A 21,547-nucleotide genomic window follows, 5' to 3' on the forward strand; every position below is an offset into this window, starting at 1 on the left:
TCCTAAATTACAGCTTTCCGCTAACGTTTTTCCAATAAAAAGATTAAATCTACCGGTCAAGTTATTCAAAGGCACATTAATCGTCCCTCAAAGATGCCGGCTCAATGTTCTATCAATTCATAATTATACTATCAACTCAAAATCACCGACCTGCTTCTCTTCGCCATTAATGATAACAGAAAGGCGGTGCGCTCCCGCGTAAAATTTTCGAGTGGTGATGGGAACAAATTTTTGCTTTCGAAGAATGACTGCCTTTTCACCGGGCGCATATTCGCGCTCACTTATTTTGAATACTTTTTTTGATAATTGCCCATTCTGTTTTTGGTAATAAACTGCGTATTCCAACCTTACAGTATGATGTTCTTCGTTTTCATTAATGACCGACAACGTAAATTCCAAGCTTTCTCCGATGGTTATTTTCGGCGTTTGAATTGTAAAATTTTCCAATCGAATATGCTCACTTACTAAATTATACAGCGTCAACACGTCTCGATGCCCCTGTTTCAGCAAAGTACGGCAAGCATGTTTAACAATTGCGTCCGTTTCTTTTGTGTGGCCTTTCCAAGTATTGGCAACTTTCAGCACCATCTCCGGATGATCTTTCGATATATCATTCAAATGATTGGCTACGCTTCTCCTTACCCATTCGGAAGGGTCATTTTTCAGGTTTTCCAGCAATAACAAACACGAAGCAGGATCCTTTTTAAGGGCAGGAATGGCCATAGCCCAAGGTAGGCGGGGCCGACTGCCTTCACTGGCAAGTCGTCTCACTTTATGATTCTCATGCCGTGACCATTTCATCATTTGCTCCATCATTGCATCGCCATATTTTAGCAAAAATGGTCTGACAGCAAACTCACAACTGACAAATTGAGTCACGAATTCAATGGCTTTTACCGAATGTTCGTAGTCTTCCAGTCCATACGTTTCGATGTAATCAGGAAAAAAAATATAGGCCAAACTGTCTTCGCGAGAATTTTCTTTACGGAGTTCTTCAATGATTTTTTCAATCAGCTTTGCCGCTTCACTGAATTCAACGGGTAAAAAATGATGCAAAACGCGCGTTGTATGCCTCATGCGGTCTTTTAATTCTTTTCGGTCAAAGTCTTCATCAAAAATCAACTCCATAAACCGTTGTGTATCAAAGGCCGGAAGCGTTTTTGTAAGAGTACCGGCGAATTTTTGGTAAAAGGCAGAAGAGTAAATATCTTTTAATGCACTCATGGCGGTCGGTTTTTCTTTTAGAATCAGTTTATTCTCCTGCAAAGAAAAGCCTCCTTAATGACAACCCTATGACAGTAGCTCTAATTAAATGTCCTTAAATATGGTTAAAATTTTACTCTCTTATAAAAAGTACTCACATCTTTAATAAATTGCTCTTTACGCTCAAAATGGATATTATGTCCCGTATTTTCATAGATTTTATGATCAATAAATCGTGGATGTTGGCTCTGTAGTTTCGCATTCTCAGCCTCAAAAGGAAACAGATCATTGGCACCTGTTGGGTCAAGGATCAAAACAGGGACGTGTAGATTGCGAAATATGATTTTAGGCTCCATAATGGCCATTGACTCGGCAAAGAGCGGCACTTGCGTAGGGCGCAGGATATTTGCCAAAAATTGCGTTTTATCGCCCATGTTGAACAATTTCAGCAGTCCCGGTCCAATGGCCCATCTTCCTTCTTTTGTTTTCGTGATCCAAGCCAGCAAGTCAAATTGATTCCCCTGACTCTGAGGATCATAATAAGTACCATACGCCTCCATCTCAGTCGCAAAAGTGGTATCAGGATAGCGGTCTTTAAATATCATGTCTATCCTTTTTGATAATGTATCTGAGTTCATTTTATGATAATACGTATTGGTAGCGACAGAGCCGCCATCTTCCAATATCATTCCCAATACCCGCTCCGGATACGCATCATAAAAAGCAGTACTGATGTATCCTCCCCGCGACCAACCGCCAATAACTGCTTTCCGTATCTTTTCTTTGTCCATCAATGCTTTGATATCATCTGCAACGTGATACAGCGAAACCTCGTGATTTGGGATGGACGTTTGGCCGTGGCCGTAGTAATCAATGGCAATTACATAATAGCCCGCTTTAACCAGGCTATCGGCAATCGTCAACAATTCTAACCCATTTGTTAAACTTCCGTGTGACCAAATCAGCGGCACACCCGATGGACTGCCCCAGGTGAGATAATGCATTCGAACGTTGGGAGTTTCAACAAAATGGCCGTGTTTTTTCTCAAAGGCAGCAAATTCTTTTTTGGCTGATTGATAGCTTTTTTCCAACTGAGTGCGGCTCTTCGAGGAAGGCGTGGTTTGAGCTTGCGATGTTAGGCAAAGTAAAAAAAGGCACAGAAGAATAAATTTTTGTAAAGTCATTGCGGTATGCTGTTATGCCGTGGTTAATCAACCACTATCTCTTTCTGATATAGATGTGTTTGATGTTATGCTTACCGCTGTCGCGCTCGTCAATTTCAAATTTATCAATACTTTTTATAAGGGGTAATAATTTGGGATAACCATAATTCCTTGGATCGAAATCAGGCTTTTTCTTCAACATTAAATTTCCCAGGTCCCCCAAAAATGTCCAACCGTTTTCGTCCGCGAGGTCAGTGATACTATCGGTAAACAACTTGATAATTTTGGGTTCAATACTGTTTAAAGGTTTGCTATCCGCTGCTGTTTTCGCTTTTTTGTTCACATTTTCGGGTTGGCTTGTCTCTTCCGGCTTCAGAATTTCAAGGTATATAAACTTATCGCAAGCTGAAATAAACGGATTCAACGTCTTTTTTTCTCCAATTCCAATTACTTTCATGCCTGCTTCTCGGAGTCTTGTAGCAAGTCGAGTGAAATCACTGTCGCTTGAAACAATACAAAATCCATCCACCTTTCCGGTATATAAAATGTCCATTGCATCAATAATAAGCGCACTGTCTGTGGCATTTTTCCCTGTTGAATAACTGAACTGCTGAATGGGCGTAATGGCATTTTCCAACAATACTTTTTTCCAACCTGAAACAGTGGGCTTGGTCCAATCCGCATAAATCCGCTTAAAAGTAGGTGTTCCGTATTTTGCAATTTCTTCAAACATCTCTTTCACATTTGCATAAGGAACATTATCAGCATCAATCAGTACTGCCAGTCTCAGGTCTTTCTTGGTATCCATGTATATTTTACGGGAGTTTTATCAACCCGCCAATTCATAAAGGTATAGCGAAGTTAAGTGCGAAACAATTTCAAGCTTTTAACCACAAAAAAAAAGGGCATTGACCTACGTCAATGCCCTTCAGAGTGTACTTAAAATCTATACTAAAGATACAAAATTACTTTGGTTCATAATGCATCACCACAATTCCACACTCGAATGGAATGGCTTTGGCCAATTTATAATTCCGATTTGCTTCCAGACCTTCAAAAATAGATAACCCTTTACCGATAGCCGCCGGATTGACAAATAAATGCAATTCATCGATCAGGCCGGCTTTTACCAAAGAAACGTCAAAACCGGCACCGCCGTAGACGATCAGGTCTTTGCCTTCCCGGTTTTTTAATTGGTTGACTTCGTCGGCCAAGTCGCCGTTTGCCACTACCGTATTGTTCCACTCTGATTCGGTCAATGTTTTTGAGAAAACTACTTTTGGATAGTCAACCATTTTTCGGGCAAATTCATATTCGGGACTGTCAGGATTGGTGGTTGCATTGGTCCAATGGTTAATAAAACCGCCCGCCATTTTTCGGCCTAATAAAATAGTATCACTTGAATCGGTCAGTTCGGTGACGTAATTTTTGAGTTCATCATCCCACTCCCACGTCATAAAATCCATTTCTCCATTAGGACCGGCAATGTATCCATCTAAAGACATTTGTACTTGCAATTTCAATTTTCTCATTGCTGTATTTATTAAATTAGCGTTTGATTAACGATACAAAATTATCACCCAACAATGACTTTTAAACGGTGTAATTCCGTCATTCTTAGGGTGCTTTGCGACAGCAATCCGATATATTTCATTATGTTTGAAACTGAGACTTGCCAAGTTTCTAAAACTTGGCAAGTCTGCATCCATTAAGCTACAACCTGTTTCGGTTTCGCTAAAAATCCAACGCCTTCCGCTGCCATCTCGCGTAGTTTTTGGGTAGGTTGGAAACGTTCTCCGTAAGTTGCAGCCAAACGATCAAGCGTAGTTACGAAGGTTTCGATGCCTACAAAATCTACAAAGGAAAGCGCACCGCCCGTATATGGAGGAAAACCCCACGCCAAAATAGAACCCAGGTCAGCATCTAACTTAGTACGAATAACGTTTTCTTCGTAACAACGAACAGCTTCAAGGGCCTGACGGTAGAGCAATCGTGTTTTTACTTCTTCCGGAGAAGGTTGCTGCGTTGCCAACGGGAATAAATCTGCCAGACCCGACCAAAGCTGTTTTGGGCCATCTTCGGGATATTCATAAAAGCCTGCTTTCGCTTTCTTGCCCAAACGCCCCATTTCCGTAAACTGCTTACCAATCTGATAACTCGTATCAATATCGGCCAATACCCCATCTTTCACCGCTTGTGCCGAGATTTTATACACTAAATCCAACGCCACTTCGTCGGTCACAGCCAAAGGCCCAACGGGCATTCCCGCTAATTTACCGGCGTTTTCGATCAATACAGGATTAACGCCGTCTTTCAGTAACTCCATACCCTCGGATGTATACGTCCCAAAGCAACGAGAGGTATAAAATCCGCGTGAATCGTTGACCACAATCGGCGTTTTTCTGATTTTACGGGTAAAGTCTATCGCTACTGCCAACGCATAGTCTGAAGTTTCCTTGCCCACGATCAGCTCGACCAACATCATTTTATCAACGGGTGAAAAGAAGTGAATTCCTATAAAATTCTCGGGGCTCGTTGAGGCTTTAGCCAATCCGGTAATGGGAAGGGTTGATGTATTGGAACCAAATACGCCTCTTTCTGTCAGCATAGGCTCTGCTTCTTTGGTAACCATAGCTTTTAAATCACGATTTTCAAAAACGGCTTCAATAATCAGCTCACTTCCCTGTAAGTCAGCTACATCGGCCGTAGGTTTAATTAGATTCAAAATACCTTCGGCTTTGAGTGCGTCCATTTTACCGCGTTCAATGGCTTTTTTCAACAACGCCCGTGAATAGTCTTTTCCTTTTTCGGCGGCTTCGAGGCTTACATCTTTCAGCACTACTTCGATACCCGCAACTGCACTCACGTAGGCAATGCCCGCTCCCATCATTCCTGCTCCTAAAATGCCGAGTTTCTTCACGTCCGTCTTCGGAATATCCTTCGGACGACCGGCACCTTTGTTAGCTTCGTTCAGTCCCAAAAACATGGTTCGAATCAAATTGCCCGCTACTTTGGAGGTGGCAACCTGCACAAAATGCCGCGATTCGATCACAATACCACGGTCGATATTCACCAACAACCCTTCGTATACACATGACATAATATGCTGCGTGGCCGGGTAATTGCCTTTCGACTTGTCCATCATCATGGCCGTTCCCACCGTAAAAGTCTGCATGCCAACAGGACTCAAGACAGCCCCATTCGGTACTTTATAGTTGTCTTTGGCTTGAATTTTACCCGTTTTCTTATTGATCTCGTCCCACGGTTTTACGGGATTGGGATTTGCATTGATCCACGCCGCTGCCTTTTCAAGCATTTCTTCCCGCGTTGCGGCAATGGCATCCACAATACCCAGCCCTAATGCATCTTTGGGCGTCAGTTCCTTGCCTTCCAACATCAACGGCAACGCTCCCTGCATTCCGATCATCCGAGGAAGTCGCTGCGTCCCCCCCCCACCGGGCAACAACCCAACTTTTACTTCGGGTAAGCCCAATTTGGTTTTGGGATTATCTAACGCCACACGGTAATGACACGCCAGACAGATTTCCAACCCACCGCCCAACGCCGTGCCATTAATGGCCGCCACAACGGGTTTGCCGTTGGTTTCTATCTTGCGAAAAAGTTGATTCAATTCCACCGATATTTTCAGGATCTCGGCAGGATTTCCCCCTTGATTGCGTAAGATCATCTTCAAATCAGCACCCGCCACAAATTCGGGCTTGTCGGAAGTAATGATAATTCCTTTTACGTCCGAATCGCTGTACGCCTTTTCCAACGCTTCCCCAAAGGCGGGTACAGATTCGTCGTTCAGGACGTTCATGGGTGAGCCGGTCAGGTTCCAGCTGATGAGTGCTATGTTATTGTTGGTTGTGTAGTTGATTGCCATAATGATAAAATTTAACCTCACCCCTGCCCCTCTCCTAAAATTAGGAGAGGGATTCTGTAGGCGCAGGCAATGTGTTTTTCAAAAAACTTTTAATTCTTGTTAAAACTTGAGGTAAATTATTTACTACTTCCTCATTTCGAAATCTTACCACCTGAATTCCAATTCCATTGAGAGCTTCAGTACGATAAGCATCATATTGTTGAGCCTCGATAGAATCATGTACATTTCCATCCACTTCAATGGCCAATTTTTCTTGTGGACAGTAAAAATCCAACACAAAATATCCGACACTATATTGGCGTCTGAATTTTATGTTTTCAAATCGACGATTTCGTAGAACTTGCCATAAAGCATCTTCTGATTCAGTTTGCTCATTTCGTAATAAACGACGAGTAACTTCCATCTGCTTTATATTATAGATGATAGCCATAGCTTCAATTGCTCCCCTTCTCCTCGTTTTGAGGAGAAGGGGTCGGGGGATGAGGTTACACCAGCTCAAAAATCGTCGCTATTCCCATCCCACCGCCAATACACAGCGTTGAAAGGCCAAATTGCTTGCCGGTACGTTCCAATTCATCAATGAGCGTAGCCGAAATAATGGCCCCCGTCGCACCCAGCGGATGGCCTAAAGCAATGGCTCCGCCGTTGACGTTTACTTTGGAATGGTCTACGCCCAATTGCTCCATAAAAAAGAGCGGTATAGCGGCAAAAGCTTCGTTGACTTCAAAGAGATCAATGTCTGAAATGCTCATCCCTGCTTTTTTAAGCACTTTTTGCGTGGCAGGAACAGGGCCGGTAAGCATAATGGTAGGCTCAGAACCGATAATGGCAAATGCTTTGATCTTAGCGCGGGGTTTCAGGCCCAATTTCTCTCCTATCTCTTTAGAACCGATCAATAAACCCGCCGCGCCATCTACGATCTGGGAGGAATTCCCTGCATGGTGAACGTGATCTATCTTATCAACTTCGGCGTATTTCATGAGCGCCAAGGCGTCTAAGCCCATACCACCCATCATTTCAAAAGCAGGCTTTAATTTTCCCAACGACTCAGCCGTCGTTCCCGGGCGTACACCTTCGTCGCGGTCGAGAACCGTGACACCTATCTCATCTTTGTAAGGAACCAATGATTTTACAAAACGATTCGCTTGCTGCGCTTCCACCGCCCGGCGGTACGACTCAGCCGCAAACGTATCTACATCAGTACGCGAATAACCGTATTTGGTTGCGATCAGATCAGCCGAAATGCCCTGTGGAACAATGTTATGACGCGCCACGATCTGCGGATTCATGAACAAAGCACCGCCGTCGCTCCCCATCGGCACGCGACTCATGGATTCAACCCCGCCGGCTACGATCATATCCACCTGCCCCGACATCACATAAGCAGCCGCTTGATTGATAGCTTCCAATCCCGATGAACAAAAGCGGTTGAGTTGAACGCCCGCCACGCTTTCGGCATAGCCAGCTTCGATGACCGCCGTACGGGCAATGTCAGCGCCCTGCTCGCCAATGGGCGTTACACAGCCCATGATCACATCGTCTACATAACTCGTATCCAGTTGGTTACGTTGTTGAATTTCTTTTAAAACAGAAGTCAGTAATTGAACAGGTTGCACGTCGTGCAGTGAACCGTCCGACTTTCCGCGTCCGCGCGGGGTTCTGACGGCGTCATAAATGAATGCTTCGGCCATTGGGGTTTCAGAAGTTTAAAAATGGGATAACGAACAGAATAATTACTCTGCCTGCATACTATCAGTCAACAAAAATAAGGGGCATTTTGATAAAATCAAGACGAAATTGTGTCGAATAAAGAAAAAGGATCAGCCTATGAATATTTTTTTCAGCGCGCCCCACAAAGCACGTTTGTTTTTATCGTCGGCCTGAACAATGTCCAACGATTCTGCGAGCAAAAAGTTGACTCCTGCAATGCGTTTGGGGTCGTAGCGGTTCATCATTATTTCCAAATTGATATTGATAAACGGCACCCCGAAAGAAATAAAATGATGCACTTTCTTATTTTGAAGCAGGGGCCGAAAGTCCATTTGTTTGGATCCTGCCAAATTTAAAATGTCTACCCCATCAAGGTTCAGGTTAACGGCTTTCAATACTTTTTCCAGAAAGATCGTATTATTGGCCGACATGGCCGGAACTTCATCCACCAATATAAGAATTTGGTGATTGAGCGTAGGCAGAGCAGCAGCCACTGCAATGGGCGGCGTACTTGTCGGAGATGCCGCAGCAACAAGTGGGGTCGGCGGCTCATTCACAACAGGTGCCGCAGGCACTGTCGGTTCTGCCACTTCGCTCATAGTTGTATCTCCGTTCACCCGATAAAGGGTTTCATTTTGGTAAAGTAATTGATAAAATGATTTGCTCATGCTACAAAGCTAAAAAGACTTGGGTAAAACTTCAACGGTTTGAAATTTTTACCCAAGTCAATCCAATTATTCAGGAAGAGGAACTACTCTTAATATTTCGTGGCCAAATGGCCGGAAAAGAAACTCAGATTGGATTTGAGGTAGGGAGTACCCGGAATGCTTGCACTTACCGAAACCCTTACTTTATCTCCCGCCGCCAATTTCAGATCGCGGCTGATCTGTGCGCTGAAATTTGAACTCACAACGGGAGCTACTGTTTGGGTAGCGGCCACTGAAGTAAAGCCGTTCGCCGCAGTAGTGACCATGTAATGAATACTCACAAAATAGGAACTTGACATGATACCCGAAACATCCATCCCTATCGTAGCATCAAAATGGTAGATTCCATTTGCGGGGGCTATAAAAGTATTGGCGTTCTGCATATTATTGATAGCGAAATTGTTACTGACGTCATAATTTTCCGCGTTAAATGTCAGGAAAGTAACGCCTGGTGAATAATCTACCGACGTATAAAATACATCTCCGGAGTTATAGGCGCTGAACGCCGGCTCGCTCTGCGGACCGTCCACTTCGGTATTGATCCAAGCGGTTCCGTTGCAGTAATACATTTTGTTGTCAGTGGCATTATACACCAATCTGCCCTTGGTGGAAGCCGAGCAACTTGGCAGTGAGGTAACACGGGGCAAATCCAACGAACCGGGGTTGATGGTGACTGATTGGGCAGAGAGCGCACCGGCAAAGAATAAAATACAAATTGTAAAAATAAATGTCGTTTTCATGGCGATGATTTATGTTTAAAAGGATATTTCTTCAAACATAAAATCACATAAAAACCCCAACAAAAACTTCAAAGTAAAGAGTGCTATTTTCAGATCGAAACGTAGAAAACCGCCAACAAACCGTTAAATAATTATTGGCATACAGCAATCAATCGGTGGGTTGAAATTCCCATTCCCATACATCGCCATCTTCTTCATCCCATACTATACCAAGACATTTAAAGCCGTTTTTACGGAGTACTTTTGTTGAAAAACTTTCTTCCGGCAAGGTACGGGCGGTGATAATGACCGACGGGTCTGTTTTCAACGAAAGCCTTACCAACTGCCTGCACATTTCAGCAGCAACGCCCTGTTTTTGATAGGCCGGAAATGTGCCGTAGGCGATTTCTACTTTGCCGTTTTTAGGCGCACCTTTAAACGCGCAGCTACCTACCAATTTGCCATTCAGTTGGGCATAATAGCCGATCCAGGGAGGAGTGTAACCAATTCGATTAAAGAAATCAATAGTAACAGGAATGGTAGCCTGAGAATCAGGATGGTTCATAAAGTCCTGATTCTCGGCTTCTGTTTCTTCAATGGGCAACAATTCCATAGTACATTGATTTTTCAATAACTTGTTTCATCCAATTTTACTTTTCCGCGAAAGGTCCAAAACACAAATGCAGTATAAATACCCACCAAGGGCACGCCAATGGCGGCAAAAGTGAGCATGATCTTAAGGGATTTCTCCGTCGACGAACCATTGTAAACCGTGATGTGTAAATCAGGGTTCAATGATGACAAAATGATGTTTGGAAAAAGCCCAACCGCCACCAAGATCATCAACATGGCCGTCACAAATGCCGAAGAGATAAAGGCAAGAAAGTATTTTCGACGTGAAATCTGACGCGTAATATTGGCTACCCCCAAAATGGCCAGTACCGGAAAAGCAAACATATAAGGAACTTCTTTGTAGCGCGTGAGCATGTGCGGAATGTACAACAACGTGGCAACCGACGTAATGGCAAACATCAACACAAAGAAAATAGTAGTGTTTTTGACCAAAACCGTGAGCTTGGCGTACAGGCGGTTTTCGGTTTTCATGACCAAATAAATAGCACCGTGCATCATAAACAAGGCCAATGTTGTGACCGAAACCAACAGCGCATACGGATTGAACAAATCAAGTAAAGTGCCTTGGTAGACGTAGTTTTGGTCAATCGCAATGCCTTGAATCACGTTTCCCAAGACCAATCCCAACGACAACGCCAACAAAACACTGGAAACGGTGTAACTAATGTCCCACAGTTTGCGCCACCACTCCATCGGTTCTTTGGAGCGAAATTCAATGGAAATAGCCCTGAAAATAAGCATCACCAAAAACACCATAAATACCTCATACAACGCCGAAAAGATGGTTGCATACACCACGGGAAAACCCGCAAAAAGCGCTCCTGCGCCAATAACAAGCCACACTTCGTTACCATCCCAAACAGGACCAATAGCATTGAGCGCAATACGTCGGCTTTCTTCTTTTTTGAAAAACAGGTGCAGTGCTCCGGCACCCAAATCGAAGCCATCCAAAATAGCGTAACCGCTGAATACGCCGCCAATAACCAAAAACCACCACGTAGGCAGGTCAATTCCAAGGATCGTTTCCATTATTTTAAGATCGGATTATCGCGTTTTACAGGAATCTCTTCTAAATGCGCATCAATGGGGCCGTGCTTTATCTTTTTGTTCAACAAATACAGGAATAACACAAACAACAGTGCATAGACCAACGTAAACAGAATCAGCGAAAACAATACCTGTTCCACCTTCAGCGATTGCGACAGCGCATCCGATGTTCGCAGCAAACCATACACCACCCAAGGCTGTCGTCCGATCTCAGCCGAATACCAGCCGACCTGATTACCGATTTGCGGCAACAACACCGACCACGCAAAGATCTGAAGCAGCCATTTTTGATCAAACAATTTCCCTTTCCACCAAAGAAAAGAAGCCAAAAGTGAAAGCCCGATCAGCGTCATTCCGATAGCAACCATCAGGTGATACGTTTGAAAAACAACATTGACCGCGCGAGCAGAAGGTCGATCTTCTTTGGGAAATGCGTTTAACCCTTTGACGGGTGCTTTGAGATCCTGATGAATCAGAAAACTCAATCCCGCAGGAATTTTCAGGCCGGTTACTTTCCGGTTATCTGCATTTGTCCAACCCATCAGATACATATCCGCCACCGCCGACGAATCGTAATGGCCTTCAAAGGCCGCTAATTTGGCAGGTTGATTCTTGGCTACGCCATCTGCCGAACGGTGACCTGTAAACAATTGCATTAATGACGAAATGGTAGCCACTGTCAACGCAATTTTAAAACTCGCTTTGGCAATTTCAAGGTGGCGCTTGCGCAAAATATAATATGCATTAACGCTCAAAACCAAAAATGAACCCGCCAAGAACGACCCGATAATGACGTGCGAAAGTCGATCTATGCTCGAAGGATTGAAGACCATTTCCCAAAAATCAGTAATAACAGCCCGCGCTTTCATGCCTTCGCCTTCAATGCGAAAGCCTGCCGGGGTCTGCTGCCAGGAATTGGCTACCACAATCCAAATGGCGGAAAACATTGACCCCAAGGCCACCATAATGGTGGAGAAAAAGTGCACTCGTGGGCTTACCCGATTCCACCCAAAAAGAAGAATTCCCAAAAAACCGGATTCGAGGGCAAAGGCAAAAATACCTTCGGCGGCCAACGCACTGCCGAAAATATCGCCAACGTATCGTGAATAAACGGCCCAGTTGGTTCCGAATTCAAATTCCATGACGATGCCCGTAGCAACGCCGATTCCGAAAATAAGGGCAAATATTTTGATCCAAAAACGGGTCATTTGTTCGTAGATCTGCTTGCCGGTGCGGAGGTACATTCCTTCCATGATGACCAGAACAACACCTAAACCAATGCTCAGCGGAGGGTAGATATAATGGAAAGCAATGGTGAAAGCAAACTGTATGCGAGAGAGGATTTCTGTATTCATAAGCGTGCTGTAAGTAACGCTTAAAAGTACAACAAAAAGCCGCAGGCTGAACTTAGAAGTGGCTTTTTATGCGCAACAAGCTCTATTTATTTAGTAAGTTATAAAAGGCTGTTTGACCCCATCCGGGGTCAGACGTTTGTAGAAATAAAGATTCCTCTACAAACAGGTGACCCCGGATGGGGTCAAACAGCCTGCAAACAATTTAAACTAATTTTGAACAGATATTTATTAACTGTTTTTACAAAGTGCTTAAAAGCATAGAATCCTCGTTAGGGCGTAAAAATCAGTTCTCTTTTACTTTCTTTTTAACGTCTTCCAAGATCGCATCAAGGGCTTTGCGGTCGTATACTTCGCCGCGCAGAATGACCGTATAAATATTTTGCGTCGCTTCTATTTTTTCCAATGGATTTTGATTCAGCAGCACAATATCGGCGCTTTTCCCGGCCGCAATACTGCCAAACTGTGCCTGACTTAGGAATTTCGGTCCGGGAATAATGGCTGACTGCAGTGCCTGCAACGGCGTCAGCCCGGCTTTGACATATTCTTCCAATTCTTTGTGCAATCCCAATCCCGGATAAACGTACGAATTCAAAAAGCCCGCATCCGTTCCCGCAATGATGGTTACGCCGGCTTTCAGGAGCAAAGGCAGCAATGTAGTTGTTTTGAAGTAAATTTCGTGGCGCTCGGCAATGGCATCGGGACTGTCCTGCGCCGCGCGCGTGACGCGCCATTCGTAGGTTTTTTTAAGCCCCTTTCCGATGTATTGCAGATACGCATCGTTTTGGTGATTGTCTTTATCTAAAAATGCCGTGCTTTGACTGATACTGAGCGTTGGCACCACGGCGGTTCCGTTTTTAGCCATACGCTTATAAACTTCCATTGCCGTATTTTCGTCAAAGCTTTGCAACGCCATTGGGAGCGCCACGCGATACGCCAATTTCCCGGCCATTACTTTTTCCGATATCTCTTTGTCGCGCGTGGAGCCGGCTTTCAGCACATAACTCATGTGCTCTACTGAGCCAAGCCCTGCGGCCGACACTTCGTCCATTGTCAATGCAAACGGTACGTGGCCCGAGGTTTTGATACCTCTTTTTTTGGCTTCCGCCAAAATGTACAGGTAGATCTCGGGCTTGATGGCATTGTCGGTAATCTTAATAAAATTCACTTTCAGCTTTTGGAGCGAGTCCAAGCTCTTATTTACTTCTTCTTTGGTGCTCACTTCGATATCACCGATCCACGTTGATTTATACCCTTCCAATTTCGGGCCGGACGTGAATAATGTAGGGCCAAAGAGTTTGTCTTCCGCTATTTCTTTCCGCCATTGCAAAACGCTCGGACTCAGATCGGCGGCAGCATCGCGCACCGCCGTGATGCCGTGAGCTACGTACAAAGGCAGTAAATTCTTATTTTCCTGAATGAGCGTGTCGCCGCCGCCAAAGTGTACGTGCATGTCCCAAAGGCCGGGAATGATGTATTTGCCGGTAGCATCTACTGTTTTTTTGGCCTGAAAATTCTTGGCTTCCGTTTCGTCAAAAATGCCCACGATCTCTTTGCCTTTGGTAATGACAATTTTCTTGGTAAGAATCTTACCTGTCTGAATATCAATCAGATTTCCCGATCTGATCAATACATCCACCTGTCTTTTTTGGGCGAAGCCTGATTGTAAGCAGCCGGTTAATGCGTAAGCCAGCAGGAGTATTTTTTTCATAAATGAGAAGTGTAATTGAACTTGTTTAAATCATAGCTAACGGCCGATTACAAATCGGCGGCAGAGTGCTTTCGGATTGTAAATCCGAAAGAGCATCAGGCTTTTTTTAGATCTACCGTTTTGGTTGGGTCAATTTTGAACCAAAGCAATGCTGCAACAAACAAGCAACCCGCGATCAAATACAGTGGAATATTGAAGTTCTTGGTACTTTCCACCACCGAACCGAAAATGATGGTAATGAAAAAGCCACCCATCTGTCCCGCAAAATTCATTGAACCGGCCACCGTTCCGGCGTTACGTTTGCCAATATCCACACATACAGCAAACGAAACAGGTAATGCCAAGTCTTTGGTCAATACGCAGATGGCGAGCAAATAACCCGAAAGTTGATTATCAGGCGTAAGTCCTGCGGCCAGAAAAAAGATACTCGATAAACCCAAACCTGTGATAGCCACGGCGCGGCGACCAATTTTAAGGCCGTATTTTTTGGTTAAAAAATCGCTCATCAATCCGCCCACCACGCAGCCGATGGCCCCCAAAAAGTACGATAGTGAGATGAAATTCTTAGATTGTTCTTCCGTCATGCCGCGACCTTCCTGAAAATAGGTAGACGACCAGTTGGTGAAGAAATAAGCGCCGTAAAAGAATAAATGACACATCAGCATCAATGCCCAAATGTCGGGATTGCGAATAATGGTTTTCCACGGGATGGCGTGGTCGGCGCGTTTGATGTTACGACCGGATTCAATTTCTGCCACTTCTTCAGGAGAAACCCCTTCTTTTTCAGCAGGTTCGTCACGAAACCAGAGATACCATGCCATTGCCCATACTGCACCGGCCAACCCCAACACGGCAAAGGACCAACGCCAACCGACTGCATGAACGAGTGGAATGACGAGTAGGGGCGTAAGCGCGCCACCAATACGGCCCGCCGCCCAAATCACCGACTGCGCCCTTCCCACTTCCACCGCCGGAAACCAACGCGAAATGGCAATCGTGGCATTGGGATAAGCGCCCGCTTCGCCCACGCCAAACAAAAAGCGCACAACGAGCAAATAAAAGAAACTGAATGCGGTACCCGTCAGCGCTGTAAAACCTGACCACCACAAGACCACCCGAGTCAACACGCGACGGGGGCCGATGGAATCACCCATGGCCCCCGTCGGGATTTCAAACAAGGCATAGGCCAATGAAAATGCGCCCAAGATCCAGCCAAATTCTTCGTTGTTTAGACCAAGATCGGCTTTTACGTATTTACTGACCACGTTCATACAAACGCGGTCAAGGAAGGTAATAATGGAAAGGGCAAATAGAAAGGCTAAGGCGCGGTAGCGGTATTTCATTCGTTAAGTGGTTACTACGTCAGGAATAATTGTTTTTCAGTTTCCGGTCCACTCACTAGTTCCTGTTTCCGCTATTATTTCGCGTCGCAGTGCCGTCAACTTAACTATACTCATTTTTGTCAACGGCATACGTATTATCGTTGAACATTGTCATCGCTTAGACTTCATTTACTACAAGCAGGCAGACGTAAAACGGGCAGACGTAAAGCCTGCCCCTACAAATCTGATTTTACGCAATTTTCGTGACAATTCCTGTTTATATCTTTCACGTTACACGTTGCTACAATCGTACGATCTCTGCACCAATGGCATTCAGACGCGTATCAATGTTTTGATAACCACGGTCTATTTGCTCAATATTATCAATAATACTCACTCCCTGCCCCGACATGGCCGCGATCAGCAACGATACTCCTGCGCGAATATCCGGCGAAGTCATGCGAATACCGCGTAGCTGTGTTGCTTTATTAAGGCCTACTACTGTAGCGCGGTGTGGGTCGCAAAGGATAATTTGAGCGCCCATTTCGATGAGTTTATCGACAAAAAACAGGCGGCTTTCAAACATTTTTTGGTGAATAAGCACCGTTCCTTTGGCCTGAATGGCCGTTACGAGGACAATACTCAACAAGTCAGGGGTAAATCCGGGCCAAGGCGCATCTGCCACGACCAGCATCGAGCCGTCGATAAAGGTTTCCACTTCGTAACGGTCCTGCGAAGGAATATAAATATCGTCGCCGCGAAATTCCATTTGAATGCCGAGTTTTTGAAAAACGCCGGGGATAACGCCCAGATCCGGAATTGAACAATTTTTGATGGTCAACTCGCTCTGTGTCATGGCAGCCATGCCGATAAACGATCCGATCTCAATCATATCAGGCAGCATGGTATGCTCGGTTCCGTTCAGCGTTTCTACCCCTTCAATTGTCAACAAATTTGAGGCTACGCCGCTGATCTTAGCGCCCATGCGGTTGAGCATTTTACAAAGCTGCTGAAGATATGGCTCACAGGCTGCGTTATAAATAGTCGTGATGCCTTCGGCCATTACCGCGGCCATCAGAATATTGGCTGTTCCGGTCACGGATGCTTCGTCGAGGAGCATGTACGTGCCCTGCAACCCACTGGCATCTACTTGGTAAAAACCGCCGTCGTTGGGATCATAGTCAAATTTTGCGCCTAAGCGTTCGAATCCTAAAAAGTGCGTATCCAAACGACGACGCCCGATCTTATCTCCACCGGGGCGCGGAATACGGCCTTTTTTGAAACGCGCCAACATCGGCCCCAACAACATGACCGAACCTCGCAAAGCCGCAGCCTTTTGACGGTACATTTCGGTTTCCATAAATTCGAGGTGCACATCAGAGGCTTCGAATCGAATGGAGCTGTTGCTTAATCGTGTGCGTTTTACGCCCAGATCGCCCAATAAATCAATGAGTTGGTTTACATCGCGAATGTTGGGAATATTATGTATCGTAACAGGTTCTTTCGTCAACAACACCGCACAAAGTATCTGAAGTGCTTCGTTTTTGGCGCCTTGAGGAGTAATTTCACCTTTCATCTGACGACCACCTGCTATTTTGAATGAAGCCATATGGGAGGACTTTCGTTAGGAATTAAATAGATTCGTTAATAATTGTTTGTTTTGTGCAAAGCTATCAATTTTTAAAAAAAGATAGCAAAAAAACACGTTCCATGACTCCTGCTTCGCACCGCTACTTTATTGTCAACAAACCCTACGACATGCACTCTCAATTTACGGGCGTTGAAGGCCGTCCCATGTTGGGTGATCTGGGGTATCCGTTTCCGGAAGGCACCCATTGTATTGGCCGCCTTGACCACAATTCTGAGGGCTTGTTGATTTTGACCACCAATAAAAAAATCACCCGGCTTCTTTTCAAAAGCGAAAAACCGCACCGACGTAGGTACTTATTGCAGGTTTACCGCGAACTGAAAGCTGAAACGCTGAAACAATTGGAAGAAGGCGTAGTGATTCGCGTCAAAGACAACGGAATCTATAAAACCGCTCCCTGCCAAGTGACCATCGTAGAAAAACCTGCGAATTTGTTTCAAAGCGGCTGGGAATATCCTGACAACATTCCGCAAACATGGCTGCTGATGACGCTTACCGAAGGCAAATTTCGACAGATCCGCAAAATGATGACGGTCGTGAAACACCGTTGTTTGCGACTGATTCGGCTATCCATCGAAAACCTAAGTCTTGAAAACCTCCAACCCGGTGAAGTCAGAGAAATACCGGAAGGTGAATTCTTTGAGAGGATTTTTGAGAATCAGATGAATGAAAAAGGGATAAGTGATTCAGACAGCTAAAAACCTTTTATGCAGTTTCTCGGTTTTATATTGCGCAGGCAGCTCCATTTTCGGTGCTCATCCGCATGAATCTCTTAGTTAAATTCATCGTGAGGGAGATAAATATCAAACGTTGCGCCCACGTTCAACACCCCTTTTGCAGTAATGACCCCATTGTGATTTTCAACGATCTTTTTCACAATGGCCAGTCCAATGCCGGTTCCTTGGTATTTTTCTTTGCCGTGCAGTCGCTGAAATATTTCAAAGATCTGCTTATTGAAACGCGCTTCAAAGCCAATGCCATTATCACTTACCGAAATATGGCAATACATCTTATTGGGAGAGAGTTTTTCTTCCGGCCATTGGCGGCCATTGGCAATTTCACTCTTTATGATAATGTGCGGAGCACGTTCCGGCACCGAAAATTTAAGGGCATTGCCGATGAGGTTCTGCATGAGTTGTCGAAATTGAAAAGGAATAATATTGGCTTCACACATTTCACCGGAGTCAACAACAGCGCCTTTTTCCTGAATCGTTTCTTTGAATTCGGCTTTTACTTCCTCCACAATGAGGCCCAGGTGCATGAATTCAAAGGTACGTTCACTACTGTTTACGCGCGAGAAAGCCAACAGATCTTCAATGAGCGCCTGCATGCGTTTGGCCGCGCCCTGTATTCTGCCGAAATAGTCCCTGCCGACTTCGGATAAATTATGGCTGTCCTTTTCAAGAATACGCGAAGCAAAGGTCTGTATTTTACGCAGCGGCTCCTGTAGATCATGACTGGACACGTACGCAAAAGATTTCAGCTCCGTATTCATTTGCTCAAGCTCCAGGTTTTTTTGCCCAAGTTCGCGTGTTCGCTCCTGCACCTGCCGCTCCAATTCATTGGTAAATATTTTCTGATCCTGAATATCGGTACTTGTACCCACCCACATTTGAATGACTCCGGAAGAGTCCTTTTGCGGAATAGCGCGGCTCAACTGCCAGCGGTATTCGCCGTCATGCCGCCGAAAACGATGTTCAAAAATGAAATCTTCTCCTTTGTGAATAGCCTCCAACCACACGCGGATATTTTCTTCCCGCTCGTCCGGATGCACTATTTGAAGCCAACCTTCTTTTTGGAACCGGTCGGGGGTTAGCCCTGAAAAGTTATAAACGGATTGGTTGAAATAGTTGAGATTGCCTTCGGCATCGCCGGTCCAAATAAATTGGGGCATGGAGTCGGCGAGCAAACGAAATTTCTGTTCTCTTTCTTCCAATTCCTGTTGAGAATATTTTTCTTCGGTAATATCCTGAACGGTTCCCAATAATTTAACGGGTTCTTTCTTTTCGTTGTAAAATACCTTCCCTTTTGCAGCTATCCAATGAATAGAGCCATCTTCCCAGATCAGTCTTGACTCATAATGCAGGCTACCGGTCAGATACGCTTGCTCAAACGCTTCGTTCCGTATCTTTTTATCGTCAGGATGTAACCGTTGAAGGAGTTGATGATGTGCTAAAACAGCCCCTTTTTTAAAACCCAATATCTCAAGATAACGATCCGAATAATTTGCCTGTCCGGTTTTTACATTCAACTCCCACATTCCCAGTTCACTGGCTTCAATGACAATATTGAGTCGTTCTTCGTTTTCCTTTAGTCTGTTCCGGGCAATCACCCGTTCGTGAATATCCATACATGCCCCGATGTATCCTTCAAAAATTTCTTCTGCGGTAAGGCGCGGTGTACCATGATCCGATATCCACCGATATTCTCCGTCGTGCCGTTTGAGGCGATATTCCAGGTAAAACTCCTGCCGTTTTTCAAAGGATTGCAGGTAAACAGCGCGGCATTTTTCGAGGTCATCGGGATGCACGCTTTCCATCCAACCATTTCCCATTTCCTGTTCCATGGTTCGGCCCGTAAAACTCAGCCAAGCCTTGTTAAAGAAATTACAAAGCATATCCGTTCCGGCCATCCAGATCAACACAGGAGCACTGTCTGCCACGTAGCGAAAACGCTTTTCACTCTCCTCTACTTTTGTCTTGGCAAGATTCAGATCCGTTACATCGGCGGCAGAATTCATTACTCCGTACACATGACCCGATAGATCATAAAGGGGTGTAAAACTGTAGTTAAAATAATAAGGTTGCAATTCTCCGTCTATAACCAAATCAATTCGTTGATTTTGAGCATAAAAGGGCGTACCCGTCGTAAATACACTATCCAGTTGCTGAAATACTTCCTGATTATCCAGCTCCGGCAGTATCTCTGAAAACAACTTACCAACAACATCATTTCCTTTGCCCCAAGCATCCAGAATAGCTTGGTTGGCCATTTCTATCCGCATCTCCCTACCTACGTATACACCAATCGGGAAAGGGGCATTTTCAATGATCGTTCGTACTCTTTGCTCACTGATTTCGGCTCTTTCACGCGCTGATATTTCCTTAATTGCACTTTCTCTTAAAGCTTCTTCGGCTTGCTTGCGTTCTGTAATGTCGATGGCTGAACTGATATAGCCTGCAAAAGAACCATCGGGTTGGAAACGGGGCGTGACCGCCGCCAGCAACCATTTATAGTTACTGTCTTTGCATTGCAGTCGAAATTCAATGCTGAAAGGGTCTTTGTGCTCGAAAGCTTTTACAAAAAAGGCAATGTACCGTTTTCGATCTCCAGGGTATAAAAGTTCCATCCATCCGAGTCCGGTCAATTCATTCATCATTTTGCCGGTCAGGCTCATCCAGGCCCGGTTGAAATACGTAGCATTGCCGTACTCATCGCCTACAGCAATCAAAATAGCGGTTCCTTCCGACATGGTTCGAAACCGCTCTTCGCTTTCTTCCACTTTCCTGCGAGCCATTACCTGCTCCGTTATATCCTGAAGAGTTCCGTTTAAGCGATAGGCATTTTTATTTTCATCAAATGATGCCTTCCCCTTTGCCAGTACGATGATCTCTTTTCCGGATATCGGATTAATAATGGTATATTCCGTGCTATAATTCCCTCCCGACGAATACTCCAGTGCTACCTGAATTATCTTCGATACTCTTTCCCGGTCCTTATCTGCAATGGCCGCCAACGCCACCGGCAACCCGATCTCCGTTTCCGGGGGTAAACCAAACCATTCTTTTAAGCGATTGTTGGCCGTAAACTTATCCGTAACAGGATTATAATCCCACATCCCCAATTCTGCGGCTTCAATGGCAAACTCCAACTGGTGATTACTTTCTTTAAGGTTTTTCAGATTAATTACTTTTTCCGTTGTTTCAGTGCATGTCACTAATACCCCCGCAGGCTGACCGGATTCATCGTTTACGGGACTGTAGCCAAATGTCCAGTACACATCTTCCAATTTGCCGTTTCGATAGATCGGAATCAACTGGTCTTCACTCCAAGTAGACTCTCCTTTGGACAGTACCTGATCGATCAAGGGTTTAATGACAGTCCAAATTTCCGGCCATATTTCTTCTCCGGGCTTGCCGAGGGCGTACGGATGCTTACCGTTATTTCCCAAACTGGGGCGATAAGCATCATTATAAAAACAGATCAATTCGGGGCCCCACCACAAAAACATGGGAAATTTTGAATTCAGAATGATGCTTAGTGTAGTACGGAGGCTTTGGGGCCACAGGTCAGGGCTGCCAATGGAGGTCTGTGCCCAATTATAATTGCGGGTATACTCCCCCATTTCGCCTCCTCCTTTTAGGAATTGAAGGTGTTCGCCTGACGTTTTAATGCTCATTGAGGGATTTACTGTTTTAAACCCAAATATAAATTTTGGGAATGACA

At 44.9% G+C, this 21,547-nt stretch carries 17 protein-coding genes; 1 reads left to right on the plus strand and 16 read right to left on the minus strand.

Features of this window, described 5'->3' with window-relative positions:
• Positions 1–123 precede the first annotated feature (123 nt).
• The 15 genes from ACQY73_RS08645 to murA form a co-directional block, all read right to left on the minus strand.
• A complete protein-coding gene (locus tag ACQY73_RS08645) occupies positions 124–1,224 on the minus strand; it encodes a DNA alkylation repair protein (protein ID WP_428664239.1) in 1,101 nt (366 codons plus the stop codon).
• A gap of 104 nt (positions 1,225–1,328) precedes the next feature.
• On the minus strand, positions 1,329–2,387 hold the full coding sequence (locus ACQY73_RS08650) for an alpha/beta fold hydrolase (RefSeq protein WP_428664242.1): 1,059 nt from the start codon (positions 2,385–2,387) through the stop codon (positions 1,329–1,331).
• Positions 2,388–2,421: 34 nt separating this feature from the next.
• The gene (locus tag ACQY73_RS08655; protein ID WP_428664245.1) at positions 2,422–3,174 is read right to left on the minus strand and encodes an NYN domain-containing protein; all 753 of its coding nucleotides are present in this window, start codon (positions 3,172–3,174) and stop codon (positions 2,422–2,424) included.
• A gap of 157 nt (positions 3,175–3,331) precedes the next feature.
• Complete coding sequence (locus tag ACQY73_RS08660) at positions 3,332–3,898, minus strand: dihydrofolate reductase family protein (RefSeq protein WP_428664247.1); 567 nt, start codon at positions 3,896–3,898, stop codon at positions 3,332–3,334.
• Between the two features lie 176 nt (positions 3,899–4,074).
• Positions 4,075–6,252: a 3-hydroxyacyl-CoA dehydrogenase NAD-binding domain-containing protein gene (locus ACQY73_RS08665; protein WP_428664250.1), complete on the minus strand. Its 2,178-nt coding sequence runs from the start codon at positions 6,250–6,252 to the stop codon at positions 4,075–4,077.
• A 40-nt stretch (positions 6,253–6,292) separates the two neighbouring features.
• Positions 6,293–6,682, minus strand: coding sequence for an endonuclease domain-containing protein (locus tag ACQY73_RS08670; protein ID WP_428664253.1), 390 nt, complete (start codon positions 6,680–6,682; stop codon positions 6,293–6,295).
• A 55-nt stretch (positions 6,683–6,737) separates the two neighbouring features.
• A complete protein-coding gene (locus ACQY73_RS08675; protein ID WP_428664256.1) occupies positions 6,738–7,943 on the minus strand; it encodes an acetyl-CoA C-acetyltransferase in 1,206 nt (401 codons plus the stop codon).
• Between the two features lie 129 nt (positions 7,944–8,072).
• Positions 8,073–8,630 (minus strand): hypothetical protein, encoded by a 558-nt coding sequence (locus ACQY73_RS08680; protein WP_428664258.1) that lies wholly within the window; start codon positions 8,628–8,630, stop codon positions 8,073–8,075.
• An 89-nt stretch (positions 8,631–8,719) separates the two neighbouring features.
• Complete coding sequence (locus tag ACQY73_RS08685; RefSeq protein WP_428664260.1) at positions 8,720–9,409, minus strand: hypothetical protein; 690 nt, start codon at positions 9,407–9,409, stop codon at positions 8,720–8,722.
• A 148-nt stretch (positions 9,410–9,557) separates the two neighbouring features.
• The gene (locus ACQY73_RS08690) at positions 9,558–10,001 is read right to left on the minus strand and encodes a GNAT family N-acetyltransferase (RefSeq protein WP_428664263.1); all 444 of its coding nucleotides are present in this window, start codon (positions 9,999–10,001) and stop codon (positions 9,558–9,560) included.
• 14 nt (positions 10,002–10,015) lie between these two features.
• Positions 10,016–11,050 (minus strand): cytochrome d ubiquinol oxidase subunit II, encoded by a 1,035-nt coding sequence (cydB, locus tag ACQY73_RS08695; RefSeq protein ID WP_428664265.1) that lies wholly within the window; start codon positions 11,048–11,050, stop codon positions 10,016–10,018.
• Positions 11,050–12,423 carry a cytochrome ubiquinol oxidase subunit I gene (locus ACQY73_RS08700; RefSeq protein ID WP_428664267.1) on the minus strand — a complete coding sequence of 458 codons (1,374 nt, stop codon included), beginning with the start codon at positions 12,421–12,423 and terminating at the stop codon, positions 11,050–11,052. The genes cydB and ACQY73_RS08700 overlap by 1 nt, the downstream gene beginning before the upstream one ends.
• 283 nt (positions 12,424–12,706) lie before the next feature.
• Positions 12,707–14,131 (minus strand): amidohydrolase family protein, encoded by a 1,425-nt coding sequence (locus tag ACQY73_RS08705; protein ID WP_428664269.1) that lies wholly within the window; start codon positions 14,129–14,131, stop codon positions 12,707–12,709.
• A gap of 95 nt (positions 14,132–14,226) precedes the next feature.
• Positions 14,227–15,474: an MFS transporter gene (locus ACQY73_RS08710; protein WP_428664272.1), complete on the minus strand. Its 1,248-nt coding sequence runs from the start codon at positions 15,472–15,474 to the stop codon at positions 14,227–14,229.
• A gap of 280 nt (positions 15,475–15,754) precedes the next feature.
• On the minus strand, positions 15,755–17,062 hold the full coding sequence (gene murA / locus ACQY73_RS08715) for a UDP-N-acetylglucosamine 1-carboxyvinyltransferase (protein WP_428664274.1): 1,308 nt from the start codon (positions 17,060–17,062) through the stop codon (positions 15,755–15,757).
• Positions 17,063–17,163: 101 nt separating this feature from the next.
• On the opposite strand from murA, the gene ACQY73_RS08720 reads away from it, so the two are divergent.
• On the plus strand, positions 17,164–17,799 hold the full coding sequence (locus tag ACQY73_RS08720) for a pseudouridine synthase (RefSeq protein ID WP_428664277.1): 636 nt from the start codon (positions 17,164–17,166) through the stop codon (positions 17,797–17,799).
• A 74-nt stretch (positions 17,800–17,873) separates the two neighbouring features.
• Here ACQY73_RS08720 and ACQY73_RS08725 read toward each other — a convergent pair whose 3' ends face one another.
• A complete protein-coding gene (locus tag ACQY73_RS08725; protein ID WP_428664280.1) occupies positions 17,874–21,500 on the minus strand; it encodes a PAS domain S-box protein in 3,627 nt (1,208 codons plus the stop codon).
• Positions 21,501–21,547 lie beyond the last annotated feature (47 nt).

Source organism: Runella sp., assembly GCF_965279615.1.
Taxonomy (GTDB): Bacteria; Bacteroidota; Bacteroidia; order Cytophagales; family Spirosomataceae; genus Runella.

What these genes read in the sequence shown, in the direction of transcription:
- ACQY73_RS08720 (WP_428664277.1), top strand. Translation starts at nt 17,164, where the DNA reads ATGACTCCTGCTTCGCACCGCTACTTTATTGTCAACAAACCCTACGAC.
- ACQY73_RS08645 (WP_428664239.1), bottom strand. Translation starts at nt 1,224, where the DNA reads ATGAGTGCATTAAAAGATATTTACTCTTCTGCCTTTTACCAAAAATTC.
- ACQY73_RS08700 (WP_428664267.1), bottom strand. Translation starts at nt 12,423, where the DNA reads ATGAATACAGAAATCCTCTCTCGCATACAGTTTGCTTTCACCATTGCT.
- ACQY73_RS08710 (WP_428664272.1), bottom strand. Translation starts at nt 15,474, where the DNA reads ATGAAATACCGCTACCGCGCCTTAGCCTTTCTATTTGCCCTTTCCATT.
- ACQY73_RS08705 (WP_428664269.1), bottom strand. Translation starts at nt 14,131, where the DNA reads ATGAAAAAAATACTCCTGCTGGCTTACGCATTAACCGGCTGCTTACAA.
- ACQY73_RS08655 (WP_428664245.1), bottom strand. Translation starts at nt 3,174, where the DNA reads ATGGATACCAAGAAAGACCTGAGACTGGCAGTACTGATTGATGCTGAT.
- ACQY73_RS08650 (WP_428664242.1), bottom strand. Translation starts at nt 2,387, where the DNA reads ATGACTTTACAAAAATTTATTCTTCTGTGCCTTTTTTTACTTTGCCTA.
- cydB (WP_428664265.1), bottom strand. Translation starts at nt 11,050, where the DNA reads ATGGAAACGATCCTTGGAATTGACCTGCCTACGTGGTGGTTTTTGGTT.
- ACQY73_RS08725 (WP_428664280.1), bottom strand. Translation starts at nt 21,500, where the DNA reads ATGAGCATTAAAACGTCAGGCGAACACCTTCAATTCCTAAAAGGAGGA.
- ACQY73_RS08670 (WP_428664253.1), bottom strand. Translation starts at nt 6,682, where the DNA reads ATGGCTATCATCTATAATATAAAGCAGATGGAAGTTACTCGTCGTTTA.
- ACQY73_RS08660 (WP_428664247.1), bottom strand. Translation starts at nt 3,898, where the DNA reads ATGAGAAAATTGAAATTGCAAGTACAAATGTCTTTAGATGGATACATT.
- ACQY73_RS08665 (WP_428664250.1), bottom strand. Translation starts at nt 6,252, where the DNA reads ATGGCAATCAACTACACAACCAACAATAACATAGCACTCATCAGCTGG.
- ACQY73_RS08685 (WP_428664260.1), bottom strand. Translation starts at nt 9,409, where the DNA reads ATGAAAACGACATTTATTTTTACAATTTGTATTTTATTCTTTGCCGGT.
- ACQY73_RS08690 (WP_428664263.1), bottom strand. Translation starts at nt 10,001, where the DNA reads ATGGAATTGTTGCCCATTGAAGAAACAGAAGCCGAGAATCAGGACTTT.
- ACQY73_RS08675 (WP_428664256.1), bottom strand. Translation starts at nt 7,943, where the DNA reads ATGGCCGAAGCATTCATTTATGACGCCGTCAGAACCCCGCGCGGACGC.
- ACQY73_RS08680 (WP_428664258.1), bottom strand. Translation starts at nt 8,630, where the DNA reads ATGAGCAAATCATTTTATCAATTACTTTACCAAAATGAAACCCTTTAT.
- murA (WP_428664274.1), bottom strand. Translation starts at nt 17,062, where the DNA reads ATGGCTTCATTCAAAATAGCAGGTGGTCGTCAGATGAAAGGTGAAATT.